This is a genomic window from Methanosarcina mazei S-6, from assembly GCF_000970205.1.
Taxonomy (GTDB): Archaea; Halobacteriota; Methanosarcinia; order Methanosarcinales; family Methanosarcinaceae; genus Methanosarcina; species Methanosarcina mazei.
The window spans coordinates 3567036-3582908 of the sequence record NZ_CP009512.1; the positions used below are offsets into that span (position 1 = coordinate 3567036).

The 15873-nt window shown below is 43.7% G+C and carries 17 protein-coding genes and 2 tRNA genes; 13 read left to right on the forward strand and 6 right to left on the reverse strand.

Annotated features, from left to right (window positions below; genetic code table 11):
- Positions 1-76 precede the first annotated feature (76 nt).
- The 12 genes from priS to MSMAS_RS15310 all read left to right on the forward strand — a co-directional run bounded on the left by priS (position 77) and on the right by MSMAS_RS15310 (position 8717).
- The gene (gene priS / locus MSMAS_RS15260; protein ID WP_048046772.1) at positions 77-1321 is read left to right on the forward strand and encodes a DNA primase catalytic subunit PriS; all 1245 of its coding nucleotides are present in this window, start codon (positions 77-79) and stop codon (positions 1319-1321) included.
- Positions 1287-2012, forward strand: coding sequence for a hypothetical protein (locus tag MSMAS_RS15265; RefSeq protein WP_011033747.1), 726 nt, complete (start codon positions 1287-1289; stop codon positions 2010-2012). The genes priS and MSMAS_RS15265 overlap by 35 nt, the downstream gene beginning before the upstream one ends.
- A 387-nt stretch (positions 2013-2399) precedes the next feature.
- A complete protein-coding gene (locus MSMAS_RS15270; protein ID WP_011033746.1) occupies positions 2400-2678 on the forward strand; it encodes a 50S ribosomal protein L44e in 279 nt (92 codons plus the stop codon).
- A gap of 6 nt (positions 2679-2684) precedes the next feature.
- Complete coding sequence (locus MSMAS_RS15275; RefSeq protein WP_011020692.1) at positions 2685-2873, forward strand: 30S ribosomal protein S27e; 189 nt, start codon at positions 2685-2687, stop codon at positions 2871-2873.
- Positions 2874-2945: 72 nt separating this feature from the next.
- The gene (locus MSMAS_RS15280; protein WP_015412100.1) at positions 2946-3752 is read left to right on the forward strand and encodes a translation initiation factor IF-2 subunit alpha; all 807 of its coding nucleotides are present in this window, start codon (positions 2946-2948) and stop codon (positions 3750-3752) included.
- 6 nt (positions 3753-3758) lie between these two features.
- The gene (locus MSMAS_RS18420; protein WP_011035258.1) at positions 3759-3914 is read left to right on the forward strand and encodes an RNA-protein complex protein Nop10; all 156 of its coding nucleotides are present in this window, start codon (positions 3759-3761) and stop codon (positions 3912-3914) included.
- Between the two features lie 8 nt (positions 3915-3922).
- On the forward strand, positions 3923-4693 hold the full coding sequence (locus MSMAS_RS15285; protein WP_011033744.1) for a proteasome assembly chaperone family protein: 771 nt from the start codon (positions 3923-3925) through the stop codon (positions 4691-4693).
- A 103-nt stretch (positions 4694-4796) separates the two neighbouring features.
- Complete coding sequence (locus tag MSMAS_RS15290) at positions 4797-6200, forward strand: endonuclease Q family protein (protein ID WP_011033743.1); 1404 nt, start codon at positions 4797-4799, stop codon at positions 6198-6200.
- Between the two features lie 121 nt (positions 6201-6321).
- A tRNA-Ser gene (locus tag MSMAS_RS15295) sits at positions 6322-6401 on the forward strand.
- 330 nt (positions 6402-6731) lie between these two features.
- Positions 6732-7223: a rubrerythrin family protein gene (locus MSMAS_RS15300; RefSeq protein ID WP_048036869.1), complete on the forward strand. Its 492-nt coding sequence runs from the start codon at positions 6732-6734 to the stop codon at positions 7221-7223.
- A gap of 240 nt (positions 7224-7463) precedes the next feature.
- Positions 7464-7655 (forward strand) — tRNA-Trp (locus MSMAS_RS15305).
- 237 nt (positions 7656-7892) lie between these two features.
- On the forward strand, positions 7893-8717 hold the full coding sequence (locus tag MSMAS_RS15310) for a hypothetical protein (RefSeq protein WP_011033741.1): 825 nt from the start codon (positions 7893-7895) through the stop codon (positions 8715-8717).
- Positions 8718-8872: 155 nt separating this feature from the next.
- Here the strand turns inward: MSMAS_RS15310 and MSMAS_RS15315 are convergent, their stop codons facing one another.
- The 6 genes from MSMAS_RS15315 to groES all read right to left on the reverse strand — a co-directional run bounded on the left by MSMAS_RS15315 (position 8873) and on the right by groES (position 15142).
- Positions 8873-10057 carry a pyridoxal phosphate-dependent aminotransferase gene (locus tag MSMAS_RS15315; RefSeq protein WP_011033740.1) on the reverse strand — a complete coding sequence of 395 codons (1185 nt, stop codon included), beginning with the start codon at positions 10055-10057 and terminating at the stop codon, positions 8873-8875.
- Positions 10058-10268: 211 nt separating this feature from the next.
- Entirely contained in the window at positions 10269-10910 is a 642-nt protein-coding gene (locus tag MSMAS_RS15320; protein ID WP_011033739.1) for a hypothetical protein, read from the reverse strand.
- 105 nt (positions 10911-11015) lie between these two features.
- Positions 11016-11735, reverse strand: coding sequence for a queuosine precursor transporter (locus tag MSMAS_RS15325; RefSeq protein WP_048038288.1), 720 nt, complete (start codon positions 11733-11735; stop codon positions 11016-11018).
- A 277-nt stretch (positions 11736-12012) separates the two neighbouring features.
- On the reverse strand, positions 12013-12840 hold the full coding sequence (locus tag MSMAS_RS15330; protein ID WP_011033737.1) for a ribonuclease H family protein: 828 nt from the start codon (positions 12838-12840) through the stop codon (positions 12013-12015).
- A gap of 265 nt (positions 12841-13105) precedes the next feature.
- Positions 13106-14716: a chaperonin GroEL gene (groL, locus tag MSMAS_RS15335; protein ID WP_048046775.1), complete on the reverse strand. Its 1611-nt coding sequence runs from the start codon at positions 14714-14716 to the stop codon at positions 13106-13108.
- Positions 14717-14863: 147 nt separating this feature from the next.
- Entirely contained in the window at positions 14864-15142 is a 279-nt protein-coding gene (gene groES, locus MSMAS_RS15340; RefSeq protein ID WP_011033735.1) for a co-chaperone GroES, read from the reverse strand.
- Positions 15143-15398: 256 nt separating this feature from the next.
- Between groES and MSMAS_RS15345 the strand changes: the two genes are divergently transcribed.
- Positions 15399-15806: an ArsR family transcriptional regulator gene (locus MSMAS_RS15345; protein WP_015412089.1), complete on the forward strand. Its 408-nt coding sequence runs from the start codon at positions 15399-15401 to the stop codon at positions 15804-15806.
- Positions 15807-15873 lie beyond the last annotated feature (67 nt).

A 15873-nucleotide genomic window follows, 5' to 3' on the forward strand; every position in this document is an offset into this window, starting at 1 on the left:
AAACAAAAGTAAAATATGAGTTATTCTATCATAAGAGACCCCTAACCAAGATCCAAAAACCCTGAACCCCGAAACCATGGACAGCAGAACAACCCGTTATTTAAAATCCTGTTTTCAAAAATACTATAAAACCGCTGAGATAGGCCTCCCTGACCACCTGCCTAACAGAGAGTGGGCTTTCATCTTTTATGACGATATGCCGGAAAAAATGATGCACAGGCACAAGTCTTTCGGCTCGCCGGGAGAAGCTCTGGATTACCTTTACGGCATGGCTCCTGCACATGTTTACAACTCTACTGCTTATTACGAATACCCTGACGCACGAAAAATGAATGAGAAAAACTGGCTTGGGGCAGAGCTAATTTTTGACCTTGACGCGGACCACCTGCCTAATGCCCCGAGAAATTATGCAGACATGCTTGAGCTTGTAAAGAAAGAGACCCTCAAGCTCATGGATTTTCTTCTGGATGATTTTGGATTCTCAGAACAGGATATCGAACTCGTATTTTCCGGAGGAAGAGGATACCATTTCCATATTACCAGCCCTAAAGTCCTGACACTCGGGAGTTCCGAGAGGAGGGAAATCGTGAACTATCTCAGCGGGAGGGATATTGATTTTAAGTATTTTTTCAGGGAAGTCTCAATGGACGGGGATTTCGGTACCGGTTCGAAGTCGTTCAAAGGGATCAAAAACCTTCCAGTAAAGTGCACGCTTGTGGGATACGACAGCGGGTGGGGAAAGAGAGTTGCACTTTACCTTACTGACTACATGAAAGCAGAGTGCGGAAAAAAATACAAAAAAGATATGTTTCCCGAGCTCCGAAGGCATGAGAAAGTAGGGGATACCACAATCAAAAAACTGATTAATATTACTAACAGTGAAAACGGCTTAAAAGATATTCTGGAGAGAGGAAGGCTGGATTTCGGCGTAAGAAATTTTAAGGAGATTGCCGCATATTTCATGCAGGAATCTATGGAAAATTTCCTTAACCGTTTTGGAGCCAGTGTTGATGAACCCGTGACTGCCGACATCAAAAGACTTATCCGTGTCCCCGGGTCCCTTCACGGAGGCTCAGGGATGCTGGTCAAAAAACTTGCTTTATGCGAACTGGAAAAGTTTAACCCGCTGAATGACGCAGTTGTTTTTGGTGAAAGACCGGTAAAAATAACCGTTTCAAAGCCTTTCTCAGTACAGTTAAAAGGCAAGGATTTAAGAATAGAGGAAGGCATACAGGAAGTTCCGGAATATGCAGCCGTATATCTGATTTGTAGAGGTGTTGCTGAGTATGGATATAGAAGGAATCAGCCAGACGCTGTATAAAGAAAAAAACCAGACCTTAAAAACAATTCCGGCTGATTTTTATCGGGAAGCCGAAAAATATATCCGGGAACTCGAGAAAGAAATAAGCAAAATAAACAATCCCCGTTCTCCGGAATCAAAGATGCTCAATGACGAGCATGAAAGGGCACTTTCCGACCTTGAGACCATTTTTATGAAGAGAATAGGGAAGGTTATTACCAGGGCAACGATCCAGTCTCACGCTGATAAACCTATCTCAAAGGATATTGAAAAGCTGCTTCCTGCGGAAAAATTGCTGTATGACCTCGTGCTTCAGGGTATCGAAGCTGCAAAAGTCGAGCTTTTAGGACCTATTCTTTATCCGGATTCAGGAAAGACTGCTAGATGGCCCTGTGTATGGTCATCAAAACAGGCCCCTGCCCCGGACCATCCGGAAGCAAAGAAAGGAGAAGAAATAACCGCATCTGCAGAGGGAAAGGAAAACGGGATAGATACGGGCAAAAATAATATAAACGAAGAATATGTTGTTGTCCGGGTACTGAAGGATCTACCTACCTTCACAGGTGCAGACGGCCGGAATTATACGGTCAACGCTGAAGATGTTGTTGTTTTGCCGCAACTGAATGCAACCGGGCTGATAAAACGAAATGCAGCAAAACTGATTGCTGCCGGGGATAAAAGCTCAGAAGAAAAAATTTCCGAAAAGAATTGAAACATGCAGCTTATTTTAGCAAGAAAACAGCCGGGAACATACGCAGTAGAAAGCCTGCAAACAGCAGTTTCATGCACCATGAGGAAGGAAGCACTTCAGGTAATAGTATTAGTATTTATATGTGTAGCTATATCTGTGTAGCTTAACCTTGTTAGCGTGCTTTGACCTCGTCTCTGATAGAGACCGCAACTCAGATTCAGGGGTAAAAAGAGGTCAGATTATCTCAAACTCATCAATCAAAGGCTTCCCAAATAAAATACTTTCCAGGAAAAATAAAACGCCATACGTAACGCCATACGTATATTAACAAGTATATTAAACGATGCTTTTCCGCAAAAGCCGGGAATGCACACAAATACCAATAATCAATAAAAAAAGGTGTAAAGAATGAAGATTCCAAAGAGATTCAGAACTTACTGCCCGTTCTGTAAAACCCACCAGGAACACGTAGCAGAGAGGGTAAAAAAGGGACAGGCTTCATCAATGACTCACATTGCAAGGCAGAAGCAGAGACAGCAGGGCATAGGGAACAGCGGAAAGTTCTCAAAAGTGCCTGGTGGCGACAAGCCAACAAAGCGCATCTGGCTCAGGTACCGCTGCACTGTATGCAAGAAAGCCCACCAGAGACCCTGCTTCAGGGCAAAGAAGTTCGAGTTCAAGGAGTAAGATAATATGGTAGACTATACCCAGAGACCAAAGAGCAGGTTCCTGCGCGTAAAGTGCAATGACTGCGAAAACGAACAGATCATATTCGGAAGCGCAAGCCGCAAGATTACCTGCGTTGTCTGTGGAAGAACCCTTGCCGAACCAACCGGTGGAAAATCTACAATTACCACTCACATCCTGGAAGTGCTTGAATAACCGGACAGGTAAAAGCACTGCACAGGAGTACAGTTGAGAGTAATAAAAGACAAAAATTGAGAAGTGGTACGAATGGGAAACGATAACTGGCCTGAAGTCGGAGAGTTTGTTGTCTGTACGGTGAAGAATGTAACTGATTTCGGAGCCTACGTCGAGCTTGAAGAATTCGGAGGAAGGGAAGGTTTCATCCATATCTCCGAAATTAAAGCAGGCTGGGTCAAGTACGTCAGGGACTACGTAAGGGAAGGGCAGAAGATTGTCTGCAAGGTTCTGAACGTGGACCCTTCCCGCGGCCACATAGACCTTTCATTGAAAGACGTGAACGAGCACCAGCGGCGGGCTAAAATCCAGGAATGGAAGAATGAGCAGAAAGCCGCCAAGTGGCTCCAGTTCGTGGCCGAAGAAACCAAGACAGATGAAAACGGCCTGCAGGCTCTTCACGAGAGACTTGTTGAAGATTTCGGAAGCGCATATTCAGCCTTTGAAGAAGCAGCTATCGAAGGGGAGAGGGCTTTTAAAGGGCTCAAAGTCAACAAGAAATACCTGAAGAGCATAGTCAAAATCGCAGGAGAAAACATCAAACTGCCCTTCGTGGATATCGCAGGGTATGTTGATCTGACCTGTAATCTTCCAAACGGCATAGAGGTCATAAAACAATCCCTCAATGCTGCCAATTCCATCAGCGATGTGGATGGAAAAGATATCAGGCTCGAAATAACTTACACAGGAGCCCCAAGATACAGAATCAAGGTAATAGCTCCTGATTATAAGAAAGCCGAATCAGTCCTTAAGAAATCCGCCCAGACGGCAGTAGACACTATTTCCAAACTTGGCGGACATGGGATCTTCAAACGGCATATCGAATCGGCAAAGGCGTGATACCCTTTGGGACAAAAGATCCGCAAATGCAAAAATTGCGGCAGGTACACTTTAAGGGAAAAATGTCCGGTTTGCGGGGAAGTAACTTTACCCGCTATTCCGGCTCGCTTTTCTCCTCAGGACCCTTACGGTAAGTACCGCAGACTGGCAAAGAAAGGATAAGGATTTTTATGCAACAAAGTACACTTGTCCGCCTGAAAGAAAAACTTACACTGAAAAACCCCATAATGGTAGTAGGACTTCCCGGTGTAGGACTTGTTGGCAAGCTGGTAGCAGAACATCTGGTAGACGAACTCGCAGCTGAAAGGATTATGGAGGTTTATTCCCCGCACTTTCCGCCCCAGGTTCTCGTCAACAAAGATTGTACTGTCCGCCCTGTAAGCAACACCATATACCTTGGGAAAGCAAACGAAACTGATGTTCTTTTTCTAGTAGGAGATCACCAGAGCACTACTGCTCAGGGGCATTACGAACTCTGTTCTCTTTACCTGGACATTGCAGAGGAACTGAAAGTCCCCAGGATATACACTCTTGGAGGCTACCCGACAGGTAAACTTACTTATGAAGATACGGTTCTTGGAGTTGCCAACAGCACAGAATTGATAGAGGAAATTAAACAGTACGGTGTAGAGTTCAGGGAATCCGAGCCAAGCGGAGGAATCGTAGGAGCTTCCGGCCTGCTTGTGGCTTTCAGCGGGATGAGGGGCATAGATGCCGCCTGTCTTATGGGGATGACTCCCGGATACCTGATGGACCCTAAAAGCGCCCAGTCTCTTTTGAAAGTGCTGTGCAATATCTTCGGAATCGAGGTAAATACTGATTCTCTTAAGAAAAAAGCTGAAGAGATGGAAAACATCCTCGAAAAGCTGAAAGAAAAAGAAGAACAACAGAATCTTCCCGAAGTTAAACCCACGGAAGAAGACCTTCGGTATATAGGGTAAATATACGGTTTTGTAAGTTCAGGAAGAAAGTAAGGATAAAAGGCCCGGATAGGCAGCATATAGAGAACCTGATAATTAAAAACGCCTGACGAAAGGTTCGGAAATGAAAGCCAATGCAGACCTCCATCTCCACTCGAAGTACTCCATGGCATGTTCCTCAAAAATGGAACTGCCCACAATCGCAAGCGAAGCTGCAAGAAAAGGGATGGAACTTATAGGCACAGGGGACTGCACCCATCCGAAATGGCTTGAAGATATTAAAAAAGCAGCCATTTCAGACGAGGAAATCCGGATAGGAGATATATTTTTTATCCCGACTACCGAAATCGAAGATATCGACCGTGTACACCACCTCCTGATTTTGCCTTCCATTTCAAAAGCCGAAGAGCTGGCAGAGAGGATTTCCTCTTTCGGAAACCTTGAAGCAGACGGAAGGCCCACAGTTAAGCTGGACGGTTGTGAGATTGCTGAGATTGCAAAAGACATAGGAGCTCTAATCGGCCCCTGCCACGCTTTTACTCCCTGGACTGCTCTTTACGGCTACCATGACAGCCTTGAAAGCTGCTATGGGAGCATGACAGGTTACATTTCTTTTGTTGAACTTGGTCTGAGCGCGGACAGTGATTATGCTGACAGGATTGAAGAACTGCACAGGCTGACTTTCCTTACAAATTCTGATGCCCATTCCCCTTCTACCAATAAACTGGCAAGAGAATTTACTCAGTTCAACCTGCCTGACATGACTTTTGACGGGCTCAAAAAAGCCATTTTGAGAGAGCAGGGCTACGGGGCGACCCTGAATGTCGGCTTCTTCCCTGAAGAAGGAAAGTACAACCGCTCCGCCTGCATCAAATGTTTTACTCAATATACCCTTACCGAAGCCGAAGCTATCAAATGGCGCTGTTCAGTATGCGGAGGCATTATAAAAAAAGGTGTGGAAGACCGGATCAACGAACTTGCGGACTTTGAAGTACCAAGGCACCCTGCCTACCGTCCCCCTTACCTTCATCTTATGCCTCTTGCAGAAGTCATACAGATGGCACTTGGCCATGCAAGCGTCCAGACCAAAGGTGTAAAAACGGCATGGGAAACCCTCGTAGAGTATTTCGGAAACGAGGTTGAAGCCCTGATCTATGCAGAACCCGAAGCCCTGAAAATAGTTGACGAGAAAATAGTAAACTCAATCCTCGCCTTCAGGAACGGCGATGTTATAATCCACCCTGGAGGAGGCGGCAAGTACGGCTGGCTTGAGCTCCCTGAACACCTGAAAGCGGACAAAGCTGAACCTGCAGGAAAAGCCGGCGAAGCAAAGAAAAGAGCCAGGAAGGAGACAAAAAAAGAAAGGGAAAAAACAGAGAACCAGTTCTCGTTCTCTGATTTCGAAGGAAAAAAAGAAGAGGACACATTAAAGATTGATTCAGGAGAGGCAAAGGAAGCAGAATCAGGGAACTCAGAAGAAGAAAGTGAAGAAAAAACTGCAGCCCAGAAGTCTCTTTTTGACTTCTAAAATCCTGACCCGCTGAGAATAAAATATATAAGATAGAAAGTGTATTCACTTAACTCTGCACCAGAAACGCCGGGCGATGCCCGGAAACTTCCTCATCGCGAAAAAACTTTTTAATCAAAATGCCCAGGTCGTCTAGCGGTATGGCGACGGTCTCGAAAACCGTTCCCCTTGGGATCGCAGGTTCGAATCCTGCCCTGGGCGTAATTTTCAGGATAAAAAACCTTCTCTACACTTTTCTCAAAGATTTCAGGTCAATATCTCGACCACATTCCTTTTAATCACACCTTAAAAACCCATCACGTTTTAAAAATCTATTACGTTTTAAAAATCTATTACGTTTTAAAAACCTTCTTTTCTTCAAACATTCCTTAAAAAAGTTTGCAGATTTTCCAGCCCCCATAATATATTGATATCACCCATAATATATTGATATCACCCATAATATATTGAGATTAGACTTTCTGAGCGTTAAAATAATAAATATGACCTGATAATAAGGTGAAAAAGAATTTCAAAACAGGGGAGAGAAATATGAGTTCCAAAGACAACCTTAAAGCTGCATTTACCGGCGAATCGATGGCAAACAGGACATACCTGGCATTTGCGAAAAAAGCTGATGAAGAAGGTTATCACCAGATAGCAAAGCTCTTTAGAGCTGCTGCTGCTGCGGAAACGATCCACGCCCATAACCACCTTCAGCGTATGGGTGGAATCGGAACCACAATGGACAACCTGAAGGAAGCCATTGAAGGGGAAACATACGAATTTACCAAAATGTACCCCGAGTTTATAGAGGAAGCAAGGGCAGAAGGGGACAAAAGGGCTCTCTGGAGCTTCGAAGTGGCAAATAAGGTAGAAAAAGTCCATGCCATGCTGTACGAAAAAGCACTGCAAGAAATTGGAAATAATAAAGAAATTGATTATTACGTCTGCGCTGTCTGCGGGCATACCATAGAAGGGGAGCCTGAAGGCAACTGTCCTATCTGCGGGGCAGCCGCGTCAAAGTTCAACAAAATCGACTGAAAAAAACACAATTAAGTCGTTACTTTTAGGCGGCTAGCGGACCAGGAGAGCTAATAGAAAAAGCTCCCGGTCTACTTTTTTGTTTATAGATCAGCGTTTTTCCTGCTTGAAATTTACTTTGAGCTAATCTGCCGGGAAAAAATGGATAAATTTTGGAAACATTTTTCAAAATCATTATTTCCTGCCGTTAACTATTTAAAATAGAAAGGATATGTCAGTATCCTTGTTAATCAACATTAAGGGGCTGTGGCCTAGCCCGGCATGGCGATGGGCTCCAGCGGATAAATGATGAACAACGGGTCTACCGAGTCTTTCCCGACGGGGCAGGACAATGAGGAACCGTTGGAGCACTGATAGATGCTCACCAGAAAACTGTAAAAGCAGTTGTTCGGAGATACCCGTCGATCGTGAGTTCGAATCTCACCAGCCCCACGTTTTTATTCTTTTCTTTAATTTTGTTATATTCTTTTGTTAACACTTTTTCTGCATATTCTGGACTTAATCTGTCAAGTTTAGAGAAAGGAATATAGAAAAACAGAAAAAACAGAAAACGGCAGTTTTTAAGATAATTACTTTCAGACAGCTCCCCCAACAGTTATTACCTTCTAAGTACAATTTTCTCCTGAGATACTTATTTTCTATATTCATTTAAACGACCGAGGTTCTCCTTTGAGGCGGGAAAAAGAAAAAATAGCAGTCCTTGTCAGAGCTGTCCCGGAAAAAGGAAAAAGGAACGGGGAAGGGCACGCTGTTGGAGTCACCGGAATCAATGAAGACGGAGAGCTCCTCAGGCTTTACCCCTTCAGGTTCAGGTACGGCGAAGGGCTGGTGGATTTCAAAAAGAATGACCTGCTTGAGGTTACGGTCACCAGGCCTGAGAACGGCACGAGGTGGGAGAGCAGGAAAGTCCTTGATTACGTTAACCTTGGGAAGCCTGCAAAGGACAGGGAGATAAAAGAGCTCATTCTGCCGCTTGTGACTTCACTGGAAAAGCTGAATGTAGAAAGGGCAAGTCTTGGAGTGGTAAAACCTGAGCTTCTGGACATCGAGGTTAAGATAAACAGCCTTGAAATCTTTGATCGGCAGCAGTATTTTGACATGATGGGAGATTTTCTGGAAAAAGGGGAAAAAGCCGGGATGCCTGTCGAAATAAAGTATATTTTCAGGTGCGAGGGAGAGGAAGCCTGCAGAGGGCATAAAATTGTTCTGCTTGACTGGGAACTCAATGAAGCCGTGAGGAATATTGTAAGGGGAGAAAAAGAATCCCTGGCTGTGAAAAGAAAAATAAGAGAACAGCTCTTTGACCATTTAAAAGGAAAAGAGCTTTACTTCATCATGGGAACCCATTTCATATACGGGACGTGGTTGATTACAGGGGTATTCTGCCCTGAAAAAGAAAGCGTAAATCAGAGAAGCATCTTTGATTTCAGGCAGAAAAGAACTGTCACTGAAATGAATAAAGGGCAGCAGGAACAGCCAGCATTAAACAGATAAAGCCACTCGAATTATCGCTGAACTGACCAGAAAAACATTAAAAAACAGTTAGAAAAAACAATTCGAGAAGAGCACTAAAAAAACAATTAGAAAAAAATTAGAAAAAATTAGAAAAATTAATAAACAGAAAGTGTCCGCTGCCAGATCCGAAAAACTTACCCTTCAAGCTCTTTTTCCAGAAAAGCTTCCAGGCGGTCCATTCCTTCTGTAATATTTTCCAGGCTGTTGGCATAGGAAAAACGCAGGTAGCCCTCTGCCCCGTTCCCGAAGTCTATTCCCGGGGTTACAGCCACACCTGCCTCATTGAGTATCCTGCGGCTCAGTTCAAGGGAGTCACTGCAGTATTTTCGGGCATCAGCAAGGACATAAAAAGCTCCCATTGGCTCTTTGCGTACATCAAGCCCCATACCGATAAGCCTTTTCAGCATATACTGCCGGCGCACATTATAGGTCTGGACCATCTCAGTGACATGTTCCTGAGGACCTTTCAGGGCCGCGATTCCTGCCTCCTGCACAAAAGAGTTGGCGCAGATAAAGAAGTTCTGGTGAATCTTCTGAAGTGCACGCACGCATCCGGGGGGACAGATAATATAGCCCAACCTCCAGCCTGTCATCGCATACAGCTTGGAAAACCCGTTAAGGACAAAGGCGTTTTTTGTGTATTCAAGGATGCTGTGTTCTTCACCGCTGTAAATCAGGCCCTGGTAGATCTCGTCAGAAACGATAGGAATTCCCCGTTCATCAGCTATCGCTGCAAGTCCCTGCAGGTTTTCAGGGGACATAACATGCCCTCCCGGATTTGAAGGGCTGTTGATAAGGATAGCTTTCGTATTGGGGCTCAGGCGCTGCCTTACTGTTTCCGGCTCAAGGGCAAATCCGTTTGTTTCGTTCGTATAAACAAAAACAGGCGTCCCGCCGAGGTGTTTTACAAAATTCGGATAACAGGAGTAGTGAGGGTTAGACATAATTACTTCATCCCTCTTTTCAAGCAGAGCCATGAAAACCATCAGGAGAGCCGGGCTTGTCCCCGAGGTAACGATAACCTGACCCGGGTCCAGGTCCACTCCAAACTTCTGATAATAAGACTCAACTATCGCCTCTCTGAGAGCAAGCAACCCCTGGCTATGAGTGTACTTTGTCAGTCCCCTGCCAATAGCAGCGCAGGCGGCTTCACAGATATGTGGAGCGGTAGGAAAATCGGGCTCTCCTACCTCGAGGTGGATTATGTGCCTGCCCTGAGCTTCCAGAGCCTGGGCACTTTCCAGGACTTCCATCACATAGAAAGGGGGGATATCCTCTGATTTTTTTGATATGACGCATTCGGAGTTTATCGAAAACATGAAAGACCTTCTGAAAAATGATCACTATAAAAGCCATAAGCTGGAAGCAAATAATACCACAGAGTATGTACCTGAGACTGCGTATGCTTTCAAGATTTAAAAATCCTGTGGGGAAAATAAAAAGTCAGTAAGGATGTTATAAAAGAAAAAAATTAAAGCCTGGAAAAAACGGAAGGAAATAATTTCTCTGGGAGGGCTGGTTTATGGGAACTTAATCCTTCGGCATAATTTTTTCAATAACTTCTACATCCTGCCCGTCCCATTCCTGATCTTCGAGCATCTTTACAAAATCACGCTGAAAAGCCTGGAATTTTTCAACGGCTTCAGGGACAATATTAAGGAAATCGTAGTCTCCGTAAGCTCCCGTAAAGAAAGAGGCAACCGTTTCTTCAAATTTTTCCTCTATCCTCTGCGGATACCAGAACCCGTATTGAGAAAGTAAAACGAAATTAGGATCAGGCACAGGAGTTTCTCCGGAATAGGTATAAAAACCTATAAACACTTCTTCTCCGGACTTTGCAATAACCAGTTTCTTTTCAAATTCCGGCTTCTGAAGCTTGAGAAACCATTCCCCCTTTAAAAGGTCTTCGGGCTCTTTAATGACTTTATAGGCTTTCAGAATCTTTTCAGCTGCCTGCTGGATCTCCAGAAGCATGGTTTTACGCTGCTCTTCAGGCATATTCAGGCAGGAGATACAGAACTCTTCTGAGGGAGGTCCTGACCGAATATCAGGCTCTTTTCCCTGCTTCTCCTGCTCCTCATCTTTTTTTTCATAGTTTTTCCCGGGCTTATCTTCACTATTCTGATTTTCTTTACTGACAGGCGGTATTTCGATCTCAGGATATTCTACCATGATTGGAACCCCCGTTAATGTATATAGGAGGGGGATGCCCATAAGCGTTGGGATAGATCAGAGTAATAATCATTGAAATCGGGCATTTCGGAATTCAATTTAAGTCTACAATCCTGATCGGTTTAAGGAGCCGGGGGTCTCCTGACCTTTAACTATTCCTGTCTCTCTGCCCTCATCAGGATGCAGGTTCTCTTTTTCCTCTCCGGAAGCGAGCCATTTTACTCCAAGGTATACAAATGGAGTATCAAGAAGGGCAAAGATCACCTTAAGAATCCAGAGCGGCAAAATCATGGAGAATATAGCAGCTGCGCCCATCTCAGGACCTGCATGATAGAAAGCGATAAACATAAAAACGGTAGAGTCGAGAAGCTGGGAAACAATTGTTGAAAGATTATTCCTGAGCCACAGGCATCTCCCATTTGTTTTTTTCTTCCAGAAATTAAAAGCCCAGATGTCGTGGTACTGGCTTATGAGAAAAGCTATCATGCTTGCCAGGATAATTCTCAGGGAACCTGAAAAAACGTGATTATAAGCTTCATTATGAGGATATAGAGGGGAAGGGGGAAGGCCTGTGCTAACAAATATGAAAAATAGGGCTATGCAAAGTGAAAGAAAACCTGCATGCACGAAAATTTTTGTCACTTCTCTTCCTTTTACCTCTTCTACGATATCCGTAATAAGAAAGGTAGGCGGGTATCCGAAAAGGCCGACAGAGGTTACGATTCCAAAGATCTCGACCAGCTTGCCCCCCAGGAGGTTTCCGAGGAGCAGAGAACTGATGAAAATTGTCAGCAAAATCTGGATTTTATAATCTATGGGTTTCATGGATTCTCAGGGTTTTTGGGTGGGGTTTGGGGTTGTTTGGGGTTGTTTGGGGTTGTTGGGGAATGAATAATACTGTAAGCAAAACTAATAATTTAAGTGGAATAGTGTAAGTGAAATTAATTATGCGAGTGAGATTAATAATGTAAGAGAAATTAAATATGTAAGAGAAATTAATTATATAAGTGAAATTATTGTAAGTGAAATTCTGTAATTTTCATAAATACCTGTTTATCCTGTTCCAGAAAGAATCGAGAGTAGAGATCGAGAGTGAAGAAAATCACCTGAAACGCTCTGCTCTTTTGAAAAGATTTTGAGGCGACCGGTCCACCTCATCGCATATGATTTTATGTGGGATGGAAGGGGGAAGTATAGAGCAGGCCTGGCTGTCCGTGCCCCGCAGCCCCCATGTCTCATCCGTGAGCAGGAAGTAGGAATTTTCAAGCCTGATACCTTTCGATTTCAGGGAAGAGAGGACCTCAGGGTTTGAGAGGTCTTTCCTGATCTCTTCAGCAGCTTTTACCTGAGTTCCCGGACCTCCTTTTTTTATAGTATAAAACCTGTCATCAGAAAGGATTTTTTCCATGGTTCGGACTACCAGCCTGTAGCAGGTTTTTTTATTTGAAGACATTTCCGGCACTTTTTCAAGATAAAAAACACTGCTTTTATTGCGGGTAATGTCAGAGAGAATGTCTTCACGTCTTGAAAAGGATTCCACACTACACATAGCTGTACTTGAGAAAAAAACAGGAAACTTTTTGGACAGGCTGTCTGCGGCTGCCTGATACATCTTTTCACGTGGGATATACTCAAAGCTAATCCCGGACCCTGAAAACTCCTGTTCTGCACCCTCAGCCTTTCCCTGAAAATTTTTTACGGCTTCTGTAGAATCATTATAAACAACTATTTCTTTATCGCCTTTGGAAAAAATCCTGACAAGGGAAATGGCAAAATCGAGAGCATCAAGTTCGCAATCAAGATTATTACGAGGATTATCCCGGACTTCGGTCGTTGACTGATGGATCTGCCTGCCTTCCCGCAGCACCACGCAGCCTATATAGGAATCTCCATTTTCATTATAAGATGAGTCGCAGTAGACTTCAAGCATTTTTAATTGCACCTTTCTGAAGATAAAGCAAGATAAATTTCAGGGATAAAACAGATTGAGTATAGATCAACAGTTATGAACGTGGGAATTAAGCTATCACAAAAGTATTACGCTAATGAGAGAAAAAGATTTTCAACCTACGCCAGATTAAAAAAGAAAAAAGAAGAAAAATAGAGAAAGAGTAAAGATAAAAGAAAAAAATAGAGAAAAAAGGAGAAAGAATAAAGAAGGAAGAAATTGAGAGGAAAAAAAGGAAAAAATACAATCAGATAATGATTGCCGCTGTCCTTTCATCCTTTTCTTCATCGAAGTCTGTTACAAGAGCTTCTGTTGTGAGCACCATGCCTGCGATTGAGGCAGCATTCTGGAGCCCGCTTCTTACGACTTTTGTCGGGTCGATTACTCCTGCTTCGAAGAGGTCTTCAAAAACATCCGTTTTTGCGTTGTACCCGAAATGCTCACTGGATTCAGCTTTTATGGCTGCTACCACTTCAGCGCCTTCTCTTCCTGCATTTGCAGCGATCTGGCGTACAGGGTCTTCTATAGCTCTCTGGACAATTTTTACTCCAATCTGCCTGTCGCCGTCAAGGTCAAGGGAATCAAGGGTCGCCGCCGCACGGAAGAGACTTATTCCTCCTCCTGTGACCACACCTTCCTCTACTGCTGCTTTCGTTGCATTCAGGGCGTCATCGATTCTCATCTTCTTTTCCTTGAGTTCGGTTTCGGTTGCGGCTCCAACTTTAATTACTGCAACGCCGCCGCCCAGTTTTGCCATGCGCTTTTTAAGTTCGGTCTTTCTGTAGTCGGCTTCAGCAATATTGATCTGGGCTTCAATGACCCTGACTCTTTCATCGATGTCTGCCTTATCACCCCTGCCTTCAACGATAATGGTTTTGTGGTTGTCAACCGTGACTTTCCTGGCATTTCCAAGCATGTAATCGCTGAATTCTTCAAGCTTCATGCCCTTTTCTTCGCTTATTACCTGCCCACCGGTAAGGATAGCAATGTCCTCAAGCATCTCTTTTCTCTCGTTTCCGAACCCCGGAGCTTTTACAGCGCAAACTCTGAGGGCTCCGCGGATGATGTTCAGAATCAAAGCAGCCTGGGCGTCTCCGTCGACATCTTCAGCAATAATCAGGAGAGATCTCCCTTCAGAAGCAACTTTCTCAAGCACAGGCACGATCTGCTTCATGCTGTTGATTTTTTTGTCCGTAATCAGGATATATGGGTCTTCAAACTCGCAGACCATCTTTTCGGTGTCAAGAGCCATGTACGGGGAAACAAACCCGCGGTCGAACTGCATACCTTCGACCACATCAAGGCTGGTCTCCATGGTCTTTGAGTCTTCAACAGTGATTACCCCGTTGTAGCCGACCCTTTCCATAGCATCGGCAATCAGATTGCCTATTTCTTCGTCGTTGTTTGCGGAAATTGTGGCTACCTGTATGATTTTATCCTTTCCTTTTACCTCAACACTCTTGCCTTTGAGGTATCCTACAACCTTTTCCGTGGCAATCTCAATCCCTTTCTTGACTTCAATCGGGTTTGCCCCGGCACTGATGTTCTTCAGGCCTTCCCGGATCATGCTCTGGGCAAGAAGGGTTGCCGTTGTAGTCCCGTCCCCGGTGTTGTCCTGGGTTTTGGAGGCTACTTCCTTAACAAGTTTAGCTCCCATATTTTCGAATTTGTCATGGAGCTCTATTTCTTTTGCAATGGTGACACCGTCATTTGTGACCACGGGTTTTGTGCTTTTATCCAGAACAACATAACGCCCTTTGGGCCCCAGGGTGATCTTAACGGTATTTGCGACCTTATCCACACCGCTTAAGAGTGCTTTTCTCGCACCTTCATCAAACATTATCTGCTTTGAAGCCATCTATATTCACCTGAATTAAGATCAAATATTTTTATTGAATTAATTCATGATTTATCGAAATCATTGTCTGACATTCATCGGATTCATGATTTACTTAAATTCGTCATATGACTGATGCAATACTTTCAGAAAAGGCCTCATTCAACATTATTCTTCAACAACTGTTGCCAGGATATCCTTGAAATCGACAAAAATATATTTTTCATCATCGATTTCAATCTCATCAGCCTGATATCCCCCGTAAATTACATGGTCATCCTTCTTAAGGGGAAGTTCTTTCCCATCTTCAAATGTCCCCACAGCGACAACAATTCCTTCTTTCTTTTCCTGCCTTGCTGATTCAGGGATATAGATCCCGCCTTTAGTGACTTCTTCTTTCTTCTGGTGCTTGAGTAATACACGTTCGCCAATAGGTTTGACAATCATTTTTGTTCCTCCTATGTGTAAGCGACCTTAATATTAGCTGAAGGTTAACTTGCTGCTGTAAGTCAGCATAAAATTGGTGAATAATTGAGCTGTTTAAAGCCCAACTATCTGCATATAATGCAAAACTTATATTTAAAAATTACCCGCCTTTCTGAAAAAACATATCAATAAAATGGTCATAATCTAAGTAAAATAGATATGATATCCACAAATCTAAATAAAATTTATATATTTGAATCTCTAAAATGATACACAGATGGTTCAGCAAATTATCCTCAGAAACCTTGAAAAACCCAGGATTAAAAGCCTTGAGGAAGACCTTATATGGTTCTGTGACAGCTTTGGCTTTTCTTCTGGGAGGGACACGGAAAATACAGCTAACAGGATAATTTTCAGTTTGCTTGAAAAGCTTTCAAATGACAGGGAAAGCTCATCCGAAGACCTGGCTGAAGATCTGGATATGAAAATTTCAAGAATCAACCACCATCTCCGAAACCTCAATGAGTCCGGGCTCCTGTACAGGAAAAAACGCCTGATTTATCTGAGGGGGGGCAGCCTTAAAGCTGCAGTAAGGGAGATGAGAAAGGACTCGGAAAGGATACTGGATGAGCTGGAAAGCGTAGCTGAAGAGATCGACCTGATGATGGGCCTTAAAAACAGATAAAAATAGATTGATGAGTTTTAAAAAAGGGAAAGCGGTTAAAAATAACATATGGATAAAAACGACACCG